The following is a 16,210-nucleotide window of genomic DNA, read 5'->3' as shown; positions in this document are numbered from 1 at the left end:
GAGCGCTTGAGGCGGCGGCCCGCCCGGCCTATGGGAGCCGGATGGCCGCCATCACCCAGTTCCAACCGAACGCCACCATCCATCTGCACCGGCACGACCTGCCGGCCGGGCTCGACCTCGGGCCCGCCATCGCCGTTGATACCGAGACCATGGGGCTCGATCCCCGGCGGGACCGTCTCTGCCTCGTCCAGCTTTCCGCGGGCAACGGGGAGGCGCATCTCGTCCAGCTCATCCCCGAGGCGCTGGGCGGCCGCGGCTACGACTGCCCGAACCTCAAGGCGCAACTTGCTGACCCTGCCCGCCTCAAGCTCATGCATTTCGCCCGCTTCGATGTCGCGATGCTGCACCACGCGCTCGGCATCACCGCCGCCCCCGTCATCTGCACCAAGATCGCCGCCAAGCTCGTGCGCACCTTCACCGACCGCCATGGCCTGCGCGACCTCTGCCGCGAACTCCTCGGCGTCGAGATCTCGAAGCAACAGCAGACGAGCGATTGGGGAGCGCCGGACCTCACCCCCGAGCAGCTCGCCTATGCTGCCTCGGACGTGCTGCACCTGCATGCACTCTGGGCGCGGCTGGAGGCGCTGCTGCTGCGCGAAGGGCGGCGGGATTTGGCGCAGGCCTGCTTCGATTTTCTCCCCGCGCGCTGCCGCCTCGATCTCCTCGGCTATGACGCGCCGGACATCTTCGCCCATCAGGGCTGACGGCGCGGCCGCTCGCGGCCGGGCGGGCTTATGCTAAGCTTGCGGCTTCTGGCAGGAAGTGGAAGGCAGCCATGATCGAACTCGATTATCAGGCCATGGACGCGACCCCGGTGGCGCGCGACCCCTATACCCATATCGTGGTCGAGAATTTCGTGAAGCCGGCCTCGCTCGCGGCGGTGGTGCAGGAATTGCCGAAGCTCGAAAAGGGCGGCTCCTTCCCGATCGACAGCCTCCGCCTCGGGCCGCATGCCAAGGCGCTGGTGGCCGAGCTTGAGGGGCCGCGCTTCCGCGCCGCCGTTGCCGGCAAATTCGGCCTCGATCTCGACGGCGCGCCGACGATGGCGACGCTGCGCGGCGCCTCACGCGAGAAGGATGGCCGCATCCATTGCGACAGCGCGACCAAGCGGGTGACGATTCTGCTCTACCTCAACCCCGAGACGGAGGCCTGGGCGCGGCGCGAGGGGTGCCTGCGCCTGCTGCGCGGGCCGGAGGATATCGAGGATTACGCGGTCGAAGTGCCGCCGGTAAACGGCACCCTGCTGATCTTCCCGAACGGGCCCACCACCTGGCACGGCCACAAGCAGTTCGTCGGCACCCGCTATGTCATTCAGCTCAATTACATGACGACCGATGCGACCGCGCGTTCCGAAATCCGGCGGCACAAGATCTCGGCCTTCATCAAGCGCCTGACCTCCTCCGCCGCATGAGCGGGAGCAGCGAAAGCCCCATCCGCCATCTGCGGCAGACGGTGCTTTCCGACGAGACCTATCTGCTCCGCCGGCTGGAGTTCGAGCAGAAGCGGCGGGATGGCCGCTGGGTGCCGATGCGCCGGGAGGTGTACGACCACGGCAACGGCGTCGCGCTCCTCGCCCATGATCCGGCGCGCGGCACCGTGCTGCTGGTGCGGCAGATCCGCTTCGTCACCTATCTCAACGGCCATCCGCAGCCGCTGCTCGAATGCTGCGCCGGGATGCTGGAGGGCGAGGACCCGGCACGCGGCATCGCGCGCGAGGCCGAGGAGGAACTCGGCTATCGCATCCGCGCGGTGCGGCCGGTTTTCGAAGCCTTCATGAGCCCCGGCTGCTTTACTGAGAAACTCTCCTTCTTCCTTGGCGAATACAGCCCCGCCGACCGGATCGGCGCGGGCGGCGGCCTTGCTGCCGAGGGCGAGGATATCGAGGTGGTGGAAATGCCGCTCCGCACGGCGGTGGCGATGATCGGGAGCGGCGCGATCGTCGATGCCAAGACGATCATGCTTCTGCAATTGGCAGCCCTCAACGGGCTTGGCTGAAGCGGCAAGGCAGGCGGGGGCGCGTAGCCCAGAAGGATCGTTTCTTTTCAGCACAGCCTTTGCTAGCGTTCCGCGCGTCCAAGCGGTCTCAGCTCCGAGCGATCCCGAAGAGGAAACAAGGCCATGCGGTTAGCCGCGACCATCTTCGCCCTTTGCACCGCCGTCTGCCTCATGCCCACTGCACTTCATGCACAGAGCGCTGCCAGCGGCACCGCCGCCCCGGCCGCCACGCCGCAGAAGCCTGCTGAGCCGAAGACCCCGTCCGCCGCCTTGGCCGCGCTCGGGACCATGGTGACCAATATGGGCTATACGCCGCACTTCGGCTCCTCCGGCACGTGGTTCTCGATCGATTACACCGCCAAGAACGCCTACAAGATTGCCTTCGCGCTCTCGCCCGACAAGTCGGTGCTCTACCTCTATATCTCCTATGGCGTCAGCGCCGCCCAGCAGGCGGAGATCCCGACGCTCCGGCTGCTGCAATGGAGTGATATCCATCGGGACTATTTCTCGATCAGCAAGGACAAGACCCAGGTCTCGCTCAACATGAACATGCCCGTGGTGCAGCTGACGCCGAAGATCCTGCGCGAAGCCCTCAGCCTTCTCGGGTCCGACGCCGATGATTCGGACAAGATCTTCTATCCCGGCAATTGGAAGTAACGGCCGGCCGGTTGGTGCCAAGCCTGCCTATTCGGCGGCGATGCGGGCAAGCGCGTAGCCCGCGCCCGGCTCGCCCCCGGCGAGCCGCCGGGCGAGGGCGGCGAGGATCGGCGCCGCTTCCTCCTCGAAACGCCAGGGCGGGTTGACGAGCAGGAGACCGCTGCCGTTGAGCCGATCGGGCGCCACCGGCTCGCGCCACAGCAGTTCCGCCGCCACCACATCCCGCACCCCGGCATCGGCCAGTGCCTGGTGGAAGGCGCGGACCGGAGCGCGGTGCTTGATCGGATACCAGATCGCGAAGACGGCGGCCGGGAGCTTGCGCAGACCCTGGGCCAGAACCGCCTGGAGCCGGGCGAACTCGTCCGGCTGTTCGAAGGGCGGGTCGAGCAGGACCAGCGCCCGGCGCTCCTTCGGCGGCAGAAAAGCGCCGACGGCCTCATAGCCATCCCGCAGATGTACAGCCGCCTGCGGCCAGCCCGCCATGGTGGCGCGCAGCCGGGCATGATCCTCGGGGTGCAATTCGCAGGCGATCAGCCGGTCCTGCGGGCGCAGCAGGGCGGCGGCGATGACGGGCGAACCGGGATAGAGGCCAAGGTGGCGGACGAGCGCGAGGTAATCGGCGAGCGGCGCCGCATCCGCCGCATCCTCTGCCTCCCCGGGCGCGAGCAGGCGGCCGATGCCGCCCTGCCATTCCCCGGTGCGACGCGCTTCCTCGCCCGCCAGATCGTACCGGCCGATGCCGGCATGAGTATCGAGCAGCAGAAACCCCGCGGCCTTGCGCTGCATCGCCCGGATGAGCCAGACGAGCAGCGCATGCTTCATGCAATCGGCCGCGTTGCCGGCATGAAAGGCGTGGCGATAATTCACCGCCGCTGGCCCGGCTGCGTCAGAGGCGGGTGCTGGGCGTTGCCTGCTCCACCGCCGGCAGCGCCGTCAGACGGTCGAGAATGGCGCCCACGCCGCCCAGCACCTCGAACCATTCGGTGGCGCGCTGCGGCACGAAGCCGAGCGCGATATAGCTGCGCACCAGAGCCATGAAGCTCTCCCCCCAGCCGCCGATATCGCAGATGAGGATGGGCTTGGCATGCAGATCGAGCTGCCGCCAGGTCACCATCTCGAAGGTCTCGTCCAGCGTGCCGAGGCCGCCCGGCAGGGTGACGAAGGCGTCCGAAAGCTCGAACATCCGCCGCTTGCGGCTATGCATGCTGTCCGTCACGATCATCTCCGAAACGCCGGTATGGGCGACCTCGCGGCGGGCGAGGAAATCCGGAATGATGCCGACGACGGTGCCGCCGGCGCCGAGCGCGCCATCGGCGACGCCGCCCATCATCCCGATGCTGCCACCGCCGAAGATGACGGTGATGCCAGCCTCGGCGAGGGCGCGGCCGAGGTCAGTCGCGGTCTGCCGGAAGATCGGGTCGTTACCCGAAGCCGCACCGCCGAAAACCGTCACCGCCTTGATTGCCGGCATCCGCGCACTCTCCCTCGCCACGTGAGCGTCCTTGGTGGCAGGCCGCCCGCGCGGATGCAACCCCGGGGGCGGGGGCGCGGCGGTCGCGCGGAAACTCCGCGCGGGCTGTGGAATTTGATGCTATGGATTCACGAGACTCGCGCGGATTTCTGCAATGGCGGATCGGAACGGGAATGACTGAGGCGACACGGCAATCACCCGCGCCCACGCGCGGCCGGGGGCGCGTTCTGCCGCCGCTGGCGCTCGCCCTGCTCTGCCTGCTGGCGGTCGCCGCCTATATCTTTGAGCAGCGGGCGCGCCATCCGGCGCCGCAGACGAGCCCGGTGGCCGCCGCCCCCGCTCTGCCGGGCTCTGCCGCTCCCGCTTCCGCCGCCCCAGCCTCTGCTTCCTCGGGCGCTGCCGCGAGCGCTGGGCTTGCCACGGCACCTCAGCCGGCCACACCTCAGCCGGCCGCACCTCAGCCAGCCGCACCAAACATCGATGTCGTGCGCGTCGATAAGGACGGCAATCTCGTGATGGCCGGGCGGGCGAAGCCCGGCGAGACGCTCGCCATCCATAATGGCCAGCAGGCGCTTGGCACCGTCACCGCCGATGCCGAAGGCCAATGGGTCTTCCTGCCCGAGACGCCACTCAGCCCAGGCGCGCATCAGCTCACCGTCGCCGCGCCCGGCGTGCCGGCGACCGACAAGGAGGACAGCACGGAGGTTCTGCTCGGGCTGCCGAAGGCGGGCGCGGGCGCGACTTCCGCAACCGCGACCGTTCCTGGCCAGACCCTCGAAAGCGGGCCGCTCGTCGTGCTCTCGCAAGGCACGGCGCCGCCGCGCCTGCTGGCGACGCCGCCCGGCAGCACGCCCGGGCCGGTCGGCCTCGATATCGTGCAATATGGCGAGCAGGGGCAGATCCGCTTCACCGGCCATGCCAAGCCCGGCAGCACGGTGCGCCTCTATGTGGATAACAAGCCCGTGGGCGAGGCCAAGGCCAACCCCCAGGGGCAGTGGAGCCTGACGCCGAAGGCGGCTCTCGCCCCCGGCGTCCACGCGCTCCGCACCGACGAATTGGCGGCCGGTGGGCGGGTGGAAGCCCGCAGCGAGGTGCCCTTCGCGCGGGCCGATCTCGCGGCCGCCCTCAAGGCCGGGCAGGACATCGTCCAGCCCGGGGATTGCCTCTGGACGATCGCCCGCCACAGCTACGGGCACGGCATCGCCTATACCGCGATCTTCCAGGCCAACCGGTCGCAGATCCGCGATCCGGACCTCATCTATCCCGGCCAGGTGCTGACCGTGCCGCCCGGCCCTGCAGCCACATCAAACCCATGAGCGAAGGGCGAGACAAGCGCGCCCGGGCGCGGTAAAGACGCGCCATGGCCCATCCCAGCGCATTCAAATACGTCCTCTCGCCGCCGCATCCGGCAGCACGCCCCTTCCTCGCCATCGGTGCCGCCGCCGTCATCCTCGGCCTGATCTTCACGACCTGGCTGGCCTGGCTCGGCATCGCCTTCATCCTCTTCTGCCTCTACTTCTTCCGTGACCCGGAGCGCTTTCCGCCGACCCGCCCGGATGTCTTCCTGGCGCCGGCGGACGGGCATGTGGTGAGCGTGGAGCTTGCCGCGCCGCCGGCGGAACTCGGCCTCGGCGCAATGCCGCGCTGGCGGGTTGCGATCTTCCTCTCGGTGCTCGATGTGCATGTGAACCGCATGCCGGCCGATGGCACCGTCACCCGCATCGCCTATCACCATGGCAAGTTCCTCAGCGCCAATATGGACAAGGCGTCGGACGAGAACGAGCGCAACGCCCTCGCCATCCGGCTGACGGACGGGCGGGAGATCGCCGTGGTGCAGATCGCGGGCCTCATCGCCCGGCGCATCCTCTGCGACGTGAAGGAGGGTGATTATGTCCAGGCCGGCAGCCGCTTCGGCATCATCCGCTTCGGCAGCCGCACCGATCTCTATCTGCCGCAGGGCGTGCTGCCGCTGGTGCGCGAGGGGCAGACGATGATCGGCGGGGAGACGGTGATCGCCGAGCTTGCCGCCCCGGCGGAGGCCGCGCCGCCCGATTTCGCCCCCGATCTCGCAGCCGCCTTCGCGGCCGAAAATGAGGGGCCGCTACCCGAAGCGCCACTGCCCGAAGCTCCTCTGCCGGAGGCCATGCTAGCCGCCGAGCCGGCGGCGCCGGCAGAGCCGATGCCCCCCGCCCTCACCGACCACCTGCCCGAGCGGCTCCCCGAACAGGTGCCGGAACAGCCGGCTGCCGAGCCACCGGAACACCCGCCCGAAGGCCCGCGGCCAGCGGCGCCGCCGCAATCGTGAGCGATGCGCAAGGCCCCCGCCCGGCGGCCGGCGGAGAAGGCCCGGCGGGCGAAAGGGGTGATCCTGGCGATGCCGGCCGCGCGCCGCGCCGCTGGTCCGGGCGGCCGCGCCGCTTTCGCCGCCCCGCTCACCGCCCGCGCTACAAGGGCCCCTCCTTCAACCGGGTGCTGCCCAATCTGCTGACCATGCTCGGCCTCTGTGCCGGCCTCACCGGCATGCGCTTCGGGCTCGGCGGACATTTCGACGCGGCAGTGATCGCGATCGCCGTCGCCGCTGTCATCGACGGGCTGGACGGGCGCATCGCGCGGCTGCTGAAAGGCACCTCCCGCTTCGGCGCGGAGTTCGACAGCCTGGCCGATTTCCTGTGCTTCGGCGTGGCGCCGGGCTTCTTGCTCTATCTCTGGTCCCTGCAGCGCTATGGCGGCGTCGGGTTCATCCCCTCGCTGCTCTTCGCTGTCTGCATGGCGCTGCGGCTCGCCCGCTTCAATGCCGCCCTCGATGCCTCGCCCGCGCCCACCTATACCTCGGGCTTCTTTACCGGCGTGCCGGCGCCGGCCGGCGCGCTGCTCGCCCTCTTCCCGATCTTCCTCGGCCTCGAAGGCCAGTCCCTCGGCCTCGTCTGGCTGCAGGATATCGCCCATGCGGCGGGGGTGGTGAGCCTGGTGCTGATCGGCACCGCGGTGCTGCTGGTCTCCACCCTGCCGGTCTGGAGCTTCAAGAACTTCAAGGTGCCGACGGCGGCGGTGCTGCCGATCTTCCTCGGCACCGGCGCCTTCGCCGCTATCCTCTTCGCCGAGCCCTGGGCGGCACTGGCCGGCGCCGGGGTGATCTACGCCGCCATGCTGCCCTTCAGCCTGCGCAGCTTCCGCCGCCTGCGCGAGGAGGCGGAAGCCATGCGCGTGGACGAAGAAGAGGAAGAGGCGGAGGCGGAGGAAGCCGGCACGCCGCCCTCGGGCCTCAGCGCGGCAGACCTGCCCGAGGCCGGGGCAGCACCCGGCCCTATGCGCCCGGCGGCAGATTGAAGGGTGTGATGACGTGAACGGGTGAGAGCCCCGCTCCCGGCACCTCGCGCAGCGCGCCATGAGCCTGCATGATATGGCGGCAGGCGGTGCGCATATCCTGGTTCAGATCGTGATGCAGCACGGCGCTGATCCGCCTCTCCCGCAGCAGCCGCGCATTCTCGGCATCGAGATCATGGGCGACGAAGGCGGCGCAGTGCCGCCCCACCTCGGCAAAGGCGGCGAGCACCGCCTGGTTGCCGCCGCCGATGGAATAGGCGCCGGCGATCATCCGGTCCGCCGCCAGCGCCGCGCGCGCCAGCGCCACCGTCTCGGCATCGCGGCCGAAACCTTCGCTCACCTCGACAATGCCGATATCGGGGTAGAAACGCCGCATCGCCTGGCGGAACCCGGCCTCCCGCTCCTCCTCGCCCCGAAAGCGGCTGCTGCTGAGGGTGACGAGCACACGGGCATGCCCAGGCTTGAGCCAGGCGCCGAGCAGATAGGCGGCGGTTTCCCCCGCCGCGCGATTGTCGATCCCGACATAGGCGGCGCGACGGGCATGGGGCAGGTCGGTCACCACGGTCACCACCGGGATGCCGGCCTCGGCCAGCCGGTCCACCGCGGCGGCGACCTCCGGCACGTCCGGCGCCTTGAGGATGACGCCGTGGCTGCCCCGCGCGGCGATCCCGTCCAGCACGGCGACCAGCGCCTCCGTCGGGATCATCTCCCAGAGGTGGAAGCGGGCGCGGAAGACCGCCGGCTGCAGGGTGGGTAATTCCGCCTCCAGCGCCGCCCGCACGGCGGCGGAAAAGCGGGTCGGCGTCTCCATCACCAGGTCGATCGCGAATTTCCGCCCCGAGAGCGCCCGCTGGCGGCTCTGCGCCTCCAGATCGCGGATCGCTTCGGCCACCCGAGCGCGCGTGAGGCTGCGCACGCCCGCCCGTTCGTTCAGCACCCGATCGACGGTCGCGACGCTGAGGCCCGCCTGGGCCGCGATTTCCTTGACGAGAAAATGCCGGGACATGCGGCACAGTCTGCCCCGGAGGGCGCCCGGCCGCCAGGCATTTCTGATGGATTTCTGATGGATTCCTGAGCGCCCGGCCACCGCAGAACGGCTTAAGCTCCGCCCCACCAAGCAAGAGGGACGAACGCCATGAAGAGCGACGATCTGCGCCGGATCAGGCCCGAGCGCGTCTATCTTTCCGCCGAGCGGGTCTGGCTCGACGATCTCCGCCCCATCACCGAGGCGGAAACACGGATCGAGGATTACCCGCATGCCGCCGAAGTCGCCTCCCGCGTGCTGATCTATGATTGCGACCTTATCCGCGCGACCGCCGCCACGCCGGAAGGGCGGCGCCGCGTGCTCGCCGAATGGGCGGAGGCGCTGATGGATGGGCCCGGCATCATCGTGCTGCGCCGCGCCTTCGCCGATACCGCACCGGTGGACGCGGCGAGTGCGGAGTTCCGCGCCATGATCGCCGAACAGCAGGCGAGCGGCACCGGCGGCGGCGATCATTTCGCCAAGCCCGGCGCCAATGACCGTATCTGGAACGCGCTCGAAAAGCTGTGCCTGCGCGCGCCCGAGGTCTTCGCCGCCTATTACGGCAACGAGATGCTGGCCATGGTGAGCGAGGCCTGGCTCGGCCCCGCCTACCAATTCACGAGCCAGGTGAATGTGGTCAACCCCGGCGGCGCCGCGCAATCGGCGCATCGGGATTACCATCTCGGCTTCATGACGCCGGCGCAGATGGCGCGCTACCCCGCGCATGTCCATCGCCTCTCCCCGGTGCTGACGCTGCAAGGCGCCGTCGCCCATTGCGACATGCCGCTGGAAAGCGGGCCGACGCTCTACCTGCCGCATTCGCAGAAATACGAGGCCGGCTACCTCGCCATCACCACCCCCGCCTTCGCCGAGCATTTCGCGCAGCATCATGTCCAACTGCCGCTCGCCAAGGGGGATGCCGCCTTCTTCAACCCGGCGCTGTTCCACGCCGCCGGGCACAACCGCTCGACCGATATCCGGCGCATGGCCAATCTGCTCCAGGTCTCCTCGGCCTTCGGGCGGGCGATGGAAAGCATGGACCGGACACGCATGAGCCTCGCGCTCTATCCCGCGCTCATCGCCATGCGGGAAGCCGGGCGGATCACCGAGGCGCGGGCACTGGAGGCGATCGCCGCCTGCGCCGAGGGCTATCCCTTCCCGACCAATCTCGACCGCGATCCGCCGATCGGCGGCCTCGCGCCGCAAAGCCCGCAGGCGATGATGGCCGAGGCTTTCCTCCGCAACGAGGCGCCGGCGACCTTCAGCGCCGCCTTCACCGCCCAGGCCGAACGGCGGCTGACCTAGAGGCGGTCAGCGCGGCCTGGCGCTCCTGCCACGCGCCGCGTGCTGCTCCCCCGAGGCTTCCGGCCGAGCTTCCTCTCACCCGCACCGCCCGGGGGCGCGAAGGCCGGCGGCGGCGAGCCCAAAGCCCCAGGCGGCTTCAGCTGGACGGCCGAGGCGCCTGCGCTCTAACATCGTCCGTTACGCACCAGGAACGCCGGGCGAGAGGAAACGAACCATGGCGCATGGACCAGCAAGCCGCCGGAGCATGTTGGCGGCCGCCTGCACCGGCATCGGCACCGGTATCGCCGCCGGCCTGGGCACCGCCCTCGCCCCCTCCGCCGCCCGCGCCGCCGTGGCCGAGCCCGCGACGCCGGCCGATATGGCAGCCCGCATCCAGGCGATCATTCCGGCGGTGGAAGACCAGATCGCCCAGGGCATGGCGGGCTTCGACGTGCCGGGCCTCGCTATCGGCATCGTCCATCAGGATCGGCTCGTCTATGCCCGCGGCTTCGGCGTCCGCAGCCGCAAGACCCGCGCCCCCGTCGGCACCGGCACGGTGTTCCAGATCGGCTCCACCACCAAGGCCTTCCTGGCGGCGACGCTCGCCATGATGGTCGATCGCGGGCATTTCAAATGGGATGACCGCGTCGTCGATCTCGATCCTGAATTCGCGCTGAGCGACCCCTGGGTCACCCGCGAATTCCGCGTCTTCGATCTGATCGCCCAGCGCTCCGGCCTGCCGCCCTATGCCAATGACGGGCTCGGCCTGCTCGGCTTCGACCAGGCAGCACTCATCCGCTCGCTCAGGCATGTCGCGCCGGTATCGAGCTTCCGCTCCACCTTCGCCTATACCAACATCACCCATATGCTCGCCGGCCGTATCGTCGCCCGCGCGGCAGGCGCCAAGGACTGGAACGAGGTTGCGCAGGCGGAACTTCTCACTCCCCTGGGGATGACCCGGTCGAGCATGACGGCGGCGGCGATCATGGCGGCCCCCGATCATGCGGAAGGCCATGTCTGGGCGCCGGCGGGCTCCTTCGAAGTGCCCTTTACCCAGATCTTCCCCTATGATTTCGGCGGCGCCGGAGACATCAATTCGACGGTCGAGGATATGGCGCATTGGCTGCGGCTCCAGCTCGCCAACGGCACGCTCGGCGGCCGCACCTATGTCTCGGCCGAAGGCATGGCCGCGACCCGCACGCCGAAGGTCTCGATGTCGCAGACGCAGTTTTACGCGCTCGGCTGGGTCATGCGGCGTTCAGACAACGGCACGGTGATCTGGCACAATGGCGGCACCACCACCTTCGGCGCCTTCGTGGGCTTCCTGCCCGACCACGGGGCGGGCGTCGTCATCCTCAGCAATGCGACCAATGTCGGCCTGCCCGATGCGCTCGGCGCGATGGTGACGGACAAGCTGCTCGCCAATCCGCCCGTCGATTACCTCGGCATCCTGCTCAAGCGCGCCAAGGCGCAGGCGGCGGAAAGCGCGCAGACCTTCGCGCCCCCCGCCGCCGCCGTGCCGCCGCCGCCGCTCGGCCCGCTTGCCGGGGATTTCGCCAATCCGGCGATCGGCCAGGTCACGGTCTCGGTCGATGGCAAGCGCCTGGTGATGACCCTGGCCGAGACCGGGGCGCGCATCGCGATCGCGCCCTGGAATGGCGATGTCTTCACCGCGTCGCTGCTCGCCGAGGGGCGGTTCGCGACGATCGCCCGCAACCTCGGGCCCGACCCGCTGGGCTTCGTGCAATTCCAGATGGGCGATGACGGCCGGCTCGGCCGGCTCAAGCTCGCCATGGCGGACGGCCAGGCCTATCTCTTCGAGCGGCGCCAAGCCGGCCCCGGCTAAGGCTCAGGCTCAGCGCAAGCGCCGCCGGCCGCCGGCGATGGTGATGACGGCGATGATGATGAGCCCGGTCAGCACATCGCGGATGCCGGCGCCGAAACCCGCGGTGTTGAGCAGCGTCACCACCATGAAAAGGAACAGCGAGGCGCCCCAGATGCCGGGCAGATTGGCCGCCCCGCCGGCGACCGAGGTGCCGCCGATGACGACGACGGCGATGGAGCTCAGCAGATATTCCGCGCCCATATCGAGCGAGGAGCCGCCAGTGAACCCCGCGAGCAGGGCGCCGGCGAGGCCGCCGAGCGCCGCGCAGAGCAGGTAGGTGAGGAAGCGCACGCGCTCCACCCTGATCCCGGCGAGGCGGGCGGCGCGCATATTCTGCCCGGTGGCGAGCACCGAGCGACCATAGACCGTGCGGTTGAGCAGAATGGCGGCAAGCCCGGTGAGGACCAGGGCGGCCAGCGCCAGCACCGGCACGCCCGCGAGGCGCAGCACGGTGAAATGGGCGAAAGCCGGCGGCGGGGTGATCTGCAGGCCGCGCCCGTAGCTGATGCCGGCCGAGACGAGGATGAAGCTCGCCGCCAGCGTCGCGATGATCGGCGGAATGCGCAGGAGCCGGATGAGGGCGTAGTTGAAGACGCCGACGAGCGCGCCGACGAGGATGGCGGCGAGCAGGCCGAGCAGGATGCGGCCATCCGCCTCGCCCATCACCGTCATCGCGACGGCGCCGGACAGCCCGATATTGGCCGGCAGCGAGAGATCAATATTGCCGGGACCGAGGGTGATGACGAACATCTGGCCGATGCCGACGAGCACGGTAAAGACCGAGAAGGCGAGCGCTGCCGAGAGCATGCCGCCCGCGCCCTGGCCATGCGCCACCGCCACGGCCAGCAGCCAGACCACCAGGGCGCCGATAAAGGACCATAGCCACGGCTTGCGCCGCAGCCGCAGGAAGGCCGAGGGGCCGCGCGCTGCGCCTGTCGTCATCGCTCGCTCCTGTTGATCAGCGCGCGGGCGGCCAGGATGATGATGAGGATGATGCCCTGCGCGCCCACCTGCCATTCCTGCGGAATGCGCAGGTTCGGCAGGGCCGCGATATGGAAGAAGTTGAGGGCGACGGCGGCGAGCTGCAGCGTCAAGGCGCCGATGACCGCGCCGATCGGCGAAACCCGGCCGCCGACGAATTCCGCGCCGCCGAGGATGGCCCCGGCGATCGAGAGCAGCGTGTAGCCGTTCGCCATATTCGCGTCCGCCGAGGTGGAGACGCCGACGAGCGCCATGCCCGAGAGCACGCCGAAGAGGCCGGCGCAGCCATAGGCCGTCATCTTCGCGCGCAGGAGTGACCAGCCCGCCCGCTCGATCGCATGCGCATTGCCGCCGACGCCGCGCAGCGTGGTGCCATAGGTCGTGCGCATCAGCCCGACATGCACGAGCGCCGCGATGACGATGGCGGCGACGATCGGGAAGGGCACCAGCGGCACATGCAGGCCGACGAAGCCCTGCAGCCAGTCCGGCGCCGTGCCGCCCGGCGTCGGCCGGATCAACAGGGCGAGGCCGAGCCAGACGAAGCTCATGCCGAGGGTGACGACGATCGAGGGCAGCTGGCGGAGATGGATGAGCGCGCCGAGCGCGACATAGATGCCGATGCCGAGCAGAAGCGCGAGCCCGGCGCCGATCGGATGATCAGGCATCCAGGTCGCGGTGACGCAGCCGGCGAGCCCCACGAAGGCGCCGATCGACAGATCGAGATCGTTGACGGTGATGACGAAAAGCTGCGCGATGGTGGCGAGCGCCACCGGCACCGCCAGGTTGAGCATGAGCGTGAAGCCCATGTAGCTGATCGCCCGCGGGTTGAAGCTCGCGATCGCGAAGAGCACCAGGGCGAGCGAGATCGCGGGCAGAAGCGCACGCAGCGCCCGCGCGGCCGAGAAGCGCCGTCTCATGGCAGGCGTCCCGGCGGCTGCCTGCCGGCTGCCCACCCCCCTCACGCCGCATCCTGGAAGGAGGCGTGGATGAGCTGTTGCTCCGTCAACTCGGCGCGCTGCAGCTCGGCGACGATGCGGCCGTGGCGAAAGACATAGACATGATCGCAGTGGCGCAATTCTTCGAGTTCCGTCGTATACCAGAGGAAGGTGCGGCCCGCGGCGGCTTCCCGGCGGATGAGATCATAGACATCGAGCTTGGTGCCGATATCGACGCCGCGCATCGGATCGTCCATCACCAGGATGCGCGCGTCCGAGCCGAGCGCACGGGCGAAGAGCGCCTTCTGCTGGTTGCCGCCCGAGAGCGAGAGGATCGGGTTGGCCATATCGGGCGTGCGGATGCCGATCCTGCCCTTCCAGCTTTCCGCCATCGCTGCTTCCTTGGCGGGCGAGAGCAGTAGGCCCTGGCGGAGGCGGGCGAGCGAGCGGATGGTGATGTTCTCGGCGATCGACCAGAGCGGAAAGATACCGTCCACCTGCCGGTCTCCGGCGACGAGCGCGACCGGCGCCATGGCCGAGACCCGCGCCTCCGGCCGGGCGGCCGCTTCCAGCACTTCCATCAGCAGATCCGTCTGCCCATGGCCGGAAAAGCCGGCGAGGCCGACGATCTCACCCGCATGTGCCTGCAAAGCGATGCCGCCTGCCTGGGCGCGCGGCCGCGCGCGCACCATCAGCGGGCGCGCCCCGCGCACACTGGCGGGCGCGGCCTCTGCCCCCGCCTCGGCATCGAGCGCATGGCCGCCACCCATGGTCTCGACCAGGCGGGTGCGGTCAAAGGCATGCGCGGCATCCTCCGCCACCACCCGCCCATCGCGCATGACGATGATACGGTCGCTCACGGTGAGGATTTCGCCCAGGATATGCGAGATGAGGATGACGCTGCCGCCTTCAGCCACGAAGCGGCGGGTGAAGGCGAGCAGCTGTTCGGCGGTCGCGGCATCGAGGGAGGAGGTCGGCTCGTCGAGGATGATGAGGCGCGGCGCCCCCTCCGAGACGCTGAAGGCGCGCGCGATCTCCACCATCTGGCGGCGGCTGATCGAGAGATCGGCGACCATCATGTCCATGGCCAGGCCGTGGCCGGGAAAGATCGCATCGAGCTTGGCGCGGATGAGCGCGCCCGCGCGGCGGCGCCAGCCGGGGCCGCGGATCGTCGGATGCATGATGCGGGCGTTTTCGGCGATGGTGAGATTGGGGCAGAGCGACAGTTCCTGAAAGACGCAGCGGATGCCGAGGCCTTGCGCCGCCGCGATGGAATAGCGCGCCCCGGCCGGAAGGCCGGAGACGGTGAACTGCCCCGCGCTCGGCCCGATCGCGCCGGCGAGGATGTGCATGAGCGTCGATTTCCCGGCGCCATTGTGCCCGACGAGGCCGAGCGCCTCCCCCGGCGCTATGGCGAGATCGACGCCGCGCAAGGCCTGCACGGCGCCGAAATGCTTGGTGACGCCGGCGAGCCCGATGATGGCTGGCCTCCGATCCATCAGGGGAGCCCTCCGCGCCCGCGGCCTGCCGCTTACTTCGCCTGGCTTGCCGCGATCGCCTTGATGGCGTCGGCCTGGCTGTATTCGGTGTTGTAAACGCCGCCGACCGGGGCCGCCTTCAACGCCGCGTCGAGATGCGCCTGATCGACCGTCAACGCCGGGAAGGTGATGTCGTGCGGCACCTTCTTGCCGTCCAGAATCTGCTGCGCGACCCAGAAGGCGAGCGTGACGCCGCCCGGAGCGATCGAGGCGGACCAGGTGGTGTAGCCGTTCTTGTCATGCTCCTGCTTCCACCAAGCGAGTTCGTCCTGCCGGTTGCCCATGATGATGATCGGCACCGGCCGGCCGGCGCCGATGAAGGCCTGGGCGGCGCCATAGCCATCGCCGCCCTGATCGACGACGCCGACGATCTTGGGCAGCGAGGGCAGCACCGTCGCGACCGCCTTCTGCGCGGTCGCCTCATCCCAATTGCCGGTGACGGAACTCACGATCTTGAAGTTCGGATGGGCCTTGATGCCCTCCTCGATGCCCTGGTGGATTTCGTTGTCGATCGAGGTGCCGGCGAGGCCGCGGATTTCGAGCAGATCGCCGCCCTGCGGCAGGCGGGTGGCGAGGTAATCGACCTGCTGGCGGCCCATGCCGACGTAATCGATGCCGACGCGATAGGCGCAAGGCGCCGTCACCGTGCCATCGAAGGAGACGACGGTGATGCCCGCCTGGCAGGCGGCCTTGACCGCGCCGTTCAGGGCATCGGGGGAGGCAGCGTCGATCACGATCGCATTATAGCCTTGCAGGATGAGGTTCTGCATCTGCGCCGCCTGGGTCGGCACCTCCTTATCGGCGGTGGTGAAGGCATCGGCCGCGGCGACGATGTGATCGGCGACCGCCTGCTTGGTGACCTTCGCCCAGCTCTGCAGCATCGCCTGGCGCCAGGAATTGCCGGCATAGTTGTTGGAAAGGGCGATACGATCGCTCGATGTCGCCGCCTGGGCGGCGACGGAGAGCAGCATGGCAGCGCAACCAAGCGCCGAAGCCATCAGGACTTTCTTCACGGTTCCTCCTCTATCCGGCTGTGCGGATTTATGGTTTGCCGGCGCGGCGGGGCGCCGGATGCGGCCTTCACTTTTAGTCTGAACAGTCTCTTTTGTCGCGGGC

15 protein-coding genes and 1 pseudogene are annotated in these 16,210 nt (G+C 69.3%); 9 read left to right on the top strand and 7 right to left on the bottom strand.

What is annotated here, in order from left to right; translation table 11 throughout:
* The first annotated feature begins 41 nt into the window (after positions 1–41).
* The 4 genes from ACYQ7X_RS03930 (at position 42) to ACYQ7X_RS03915 (ending at position 2,652) form a co-directional block, all read left to right on the top strand.
* On the top strand, positions 42–704 hold the full coding sequence (locus ACYQ7X_RS03930) for a ribonuclease D (RefSeq protein WP_459695531.1): 663 nt from the start codon (positions 42–44) through the stop codon (positions 702–704).
* Positions 705–775: 71 nt separating this feature from the next.
* The gene (locus ACYQ7X_RS03925; RefSeq protein WP_459695530.1) at positions 776–1,411 is read left to right on the top strand and encodes a 2OG-Fe(II) oxygenase family protein; all 636 of its coding nucleotides are present in this window, start codon (positions 776–778) and stop codon (positions 1,409–1,411) included.
* Complete coding sequence (locus ACYQ7X_RS03920; protein WP_459695529.1) at positions 1,408–1,995, top strand: NUDIX domain-containing protein; 588 nt, start codon at positions 1,408–1,410, stop codon at positions 1,993–1,995. The genes ACYQ7X_RS03925 and ACYQ7X_RS03920 overlap by 4 nt, the downstream gene beginning before the upstream one ends.
* A 123-nt stretch (positions 1,996–2,118) precedes the next feature.
* Positions 2,119–2,652 (top strand): hypothetical protein, encoded by a 534-nt coding sequence (locus tag ACYQ7X_RS03915; protein WP_459695528.1) that lies wholly within the window; start codon positions 2,119–2,121, stop codon positions 2,650–2,652.
* Positions 2,653–2,679: 27 nt separating this feature from the next.
* On the opposite strand, the gene ACYQ7X_RS03910 is transcribed toward ACYQ7X_RS03915, so the two are convergent.
* Both ACYQ7X_RS03910 and ACYQ7X_RS03905 read right to left on the bottom strand, forming a co-directional pair.
* Positions 2,680–3,519, bottom strand: coding sequence for a 23S rRNA (adenine(2030)-N(6))-methyltransferase RlmJ (locus ACYQ7X_RS03910; RefSeq protein WP_459695527.1), 840 nt, complete (start codon positions 3,517–3,519; stop codon positions 2,680–2,682).
* 19 nt (positions 3,520–3,538) lie between these two features.
* The gene (locus ACYQ7X_RS03905; protein ID WP_459695526.1) at positions 3,539–4,123 is read right to left on the bottom strand and encodes an LOG family protein; all 585 of its coding nucleotides are present in this window, start codon (positions 4,121–4,123) and stop codon (positions 3,539–3,541) included.
* Between the two features lie 173 nt (positions 4,124–4,296).
* Between ACYQ7X_RS03905 and ACYQ7X_RS03900 the strand changes: the two genes are divergently transcribed.
* The 3 genes and pseudogenes from ACYQ7X_RS03900 (at position 4,297) to ACYQ7X_RS03890 (ending at position 7,450) form a co-directional block, all read left to right on the top strand.
* Complete coding sequence (locus ACYQ7X_RS03900) at positions 4,297–5,439, top strand: LysM peptidoglycan-binding domain-containing protein (RefSeq protein WP_459695525.1); 1,143 nt, start codon at positions 4,297–4,299, stop codon at positions 5,437–5,439.
* 44 nt (positions 5,440–5,483) lie between these two features.
* Positions 5,484–6,146 (top strand): annotated as a pseudogene (locus tag ACYQ7X_RS03895) (phosphatidylserine decarboxylase); the annotation flags it as partial.
* Between the two features lie 278 nt (positions 6,147–6,424).
* Positions 6,425–7,450, top strand: a complete 1,026-nt coding sequence (locus ACYQ7X_RS03890) for a CDP-alcohol phosphatidyltransferase family protein (protein ID WP_459695524.1) — start codon at positions 6,425–6,427, stop codon at positions 7,448–7,450.
* On the opposite strand, the gene ACYQ7X_RS03885 is transcribed toward ACYQ7X_RS03890, so the two are convergent.
* On the bottom strand, positions 7,428–8,453 hold the full coding sequence (locus ACYQ7X_RS03885; protein WP_459695523.1) for a LacI family DNA-binding transcriptional regulator: 1,026 nt from the start codon (positions 8,451–8,453) through the stop codon (positions 7,428–7,430). The genes ACYQ7X_RS03890 and ACYQ7X_RS03885 overlap by 23 nt on opposite strands.
* Positions 8,454–8,582: 129 nt before the next feature.
* Here ACYQ7X_RS03885 and ACYQ7X_RS03880 point away from each other — a divergent pair, with 129 nt between their 5' ends.
* Both ACYQ7X_RS03880 and ACYQ7X_RS03875 read left to right on the top strand, forming a co-directional pair.
* Entirely contained in the window at positions 8,583–9,776 is a 1,194-nt protein-coding gene (locus ACYQ7X_RS03880; protein ID WP_459695522.1) for a phytanoyl-CoA dioxygenase family protein, read from the top strand.
* Between the two features lie 214 nt (positions 9,777–9,990).
* On the top strand, positions 9,991–11,601 hold the full coding sequence (locus ACYQ7X_RS03875; RefSeq protein ID WP_459695521.1) for a serine hydrolase: 1,611 nt from the start codon (positions 9,991–9,993) through the stop codon (positions 11,599–11,601).
* A 9-nt stretch (positions 11,602–11,610) separates the two neighbouring features.
* Here ACYQ7X_RS03875 and ACYQ7X_RS03870 read toward each other — a convergent pair whose 3' ends face one another.
* The 4 genes from ACYQ7X_RS03870 to ACYQ7X_RS03855 are packed head-to-tail and all read right to left on the bottom strand — an operon-like array spanning position 11,611 to position 16,107.
* On the bottom strand, positions 11,611–12,582 hold the full coding sequence (locus ACYQ7X_RS03870; RefSeq protein ID WP_459695520.1) for an ABC transporter permease: 972 nt from the start codon (positions 12,580–12,582) through the stop codon (positions 11,611–11,613).
* Positions 12,579–13,538: an ABC transporter permease gene (locus ACYQ7X_RS03865; protein WP_459695519.1), complete on the bottom strand. Its 960-nt coding sequence runs from the start codon at positions 13,536–13,538 to the stop codon at positions 12,579–12,581. Before ACYQ7X_RS03865 ends, ACYQ7X_RS03870 begins: the two co-directional genes overlap by 4 nt.
* Positions 13,539–13,579: 41 nt before the next feature.
* Complete coding sequence (locus tag ACYQ7X_RS03860; RefSeq protein ID WP_459695518.1) at positions 13,580–15,055, bottom strand: sugar ABC transporter ATP-binding protein; 1,476 nt, start codon at positions 15,053–15,055, stop codon at positions 13,580–13,582.
* A gap of 32 nt (positions 15,056–15,087) precedes the next feature.
* Positions 15,088–16,107: a substrate-binding domain-containing protein gene (locus ACYQ7X_RS03855; RefSeq protein ID WP_459695517.1), complete on the bottom strand. Its 1,020-nt coding sequence runs from the start codon at positions 16,105–16,107 to the stop codon at positions 15,088–15,090.
* Positions 16,108–16,210: the final 103 nt, after the last annotated feature.

The organism is Acidisoma sp. C75 (genome assembly GCF_054665095.1).
This window is presented reverse-complemented; position numbering and strand designations above follow the sequence as displayed.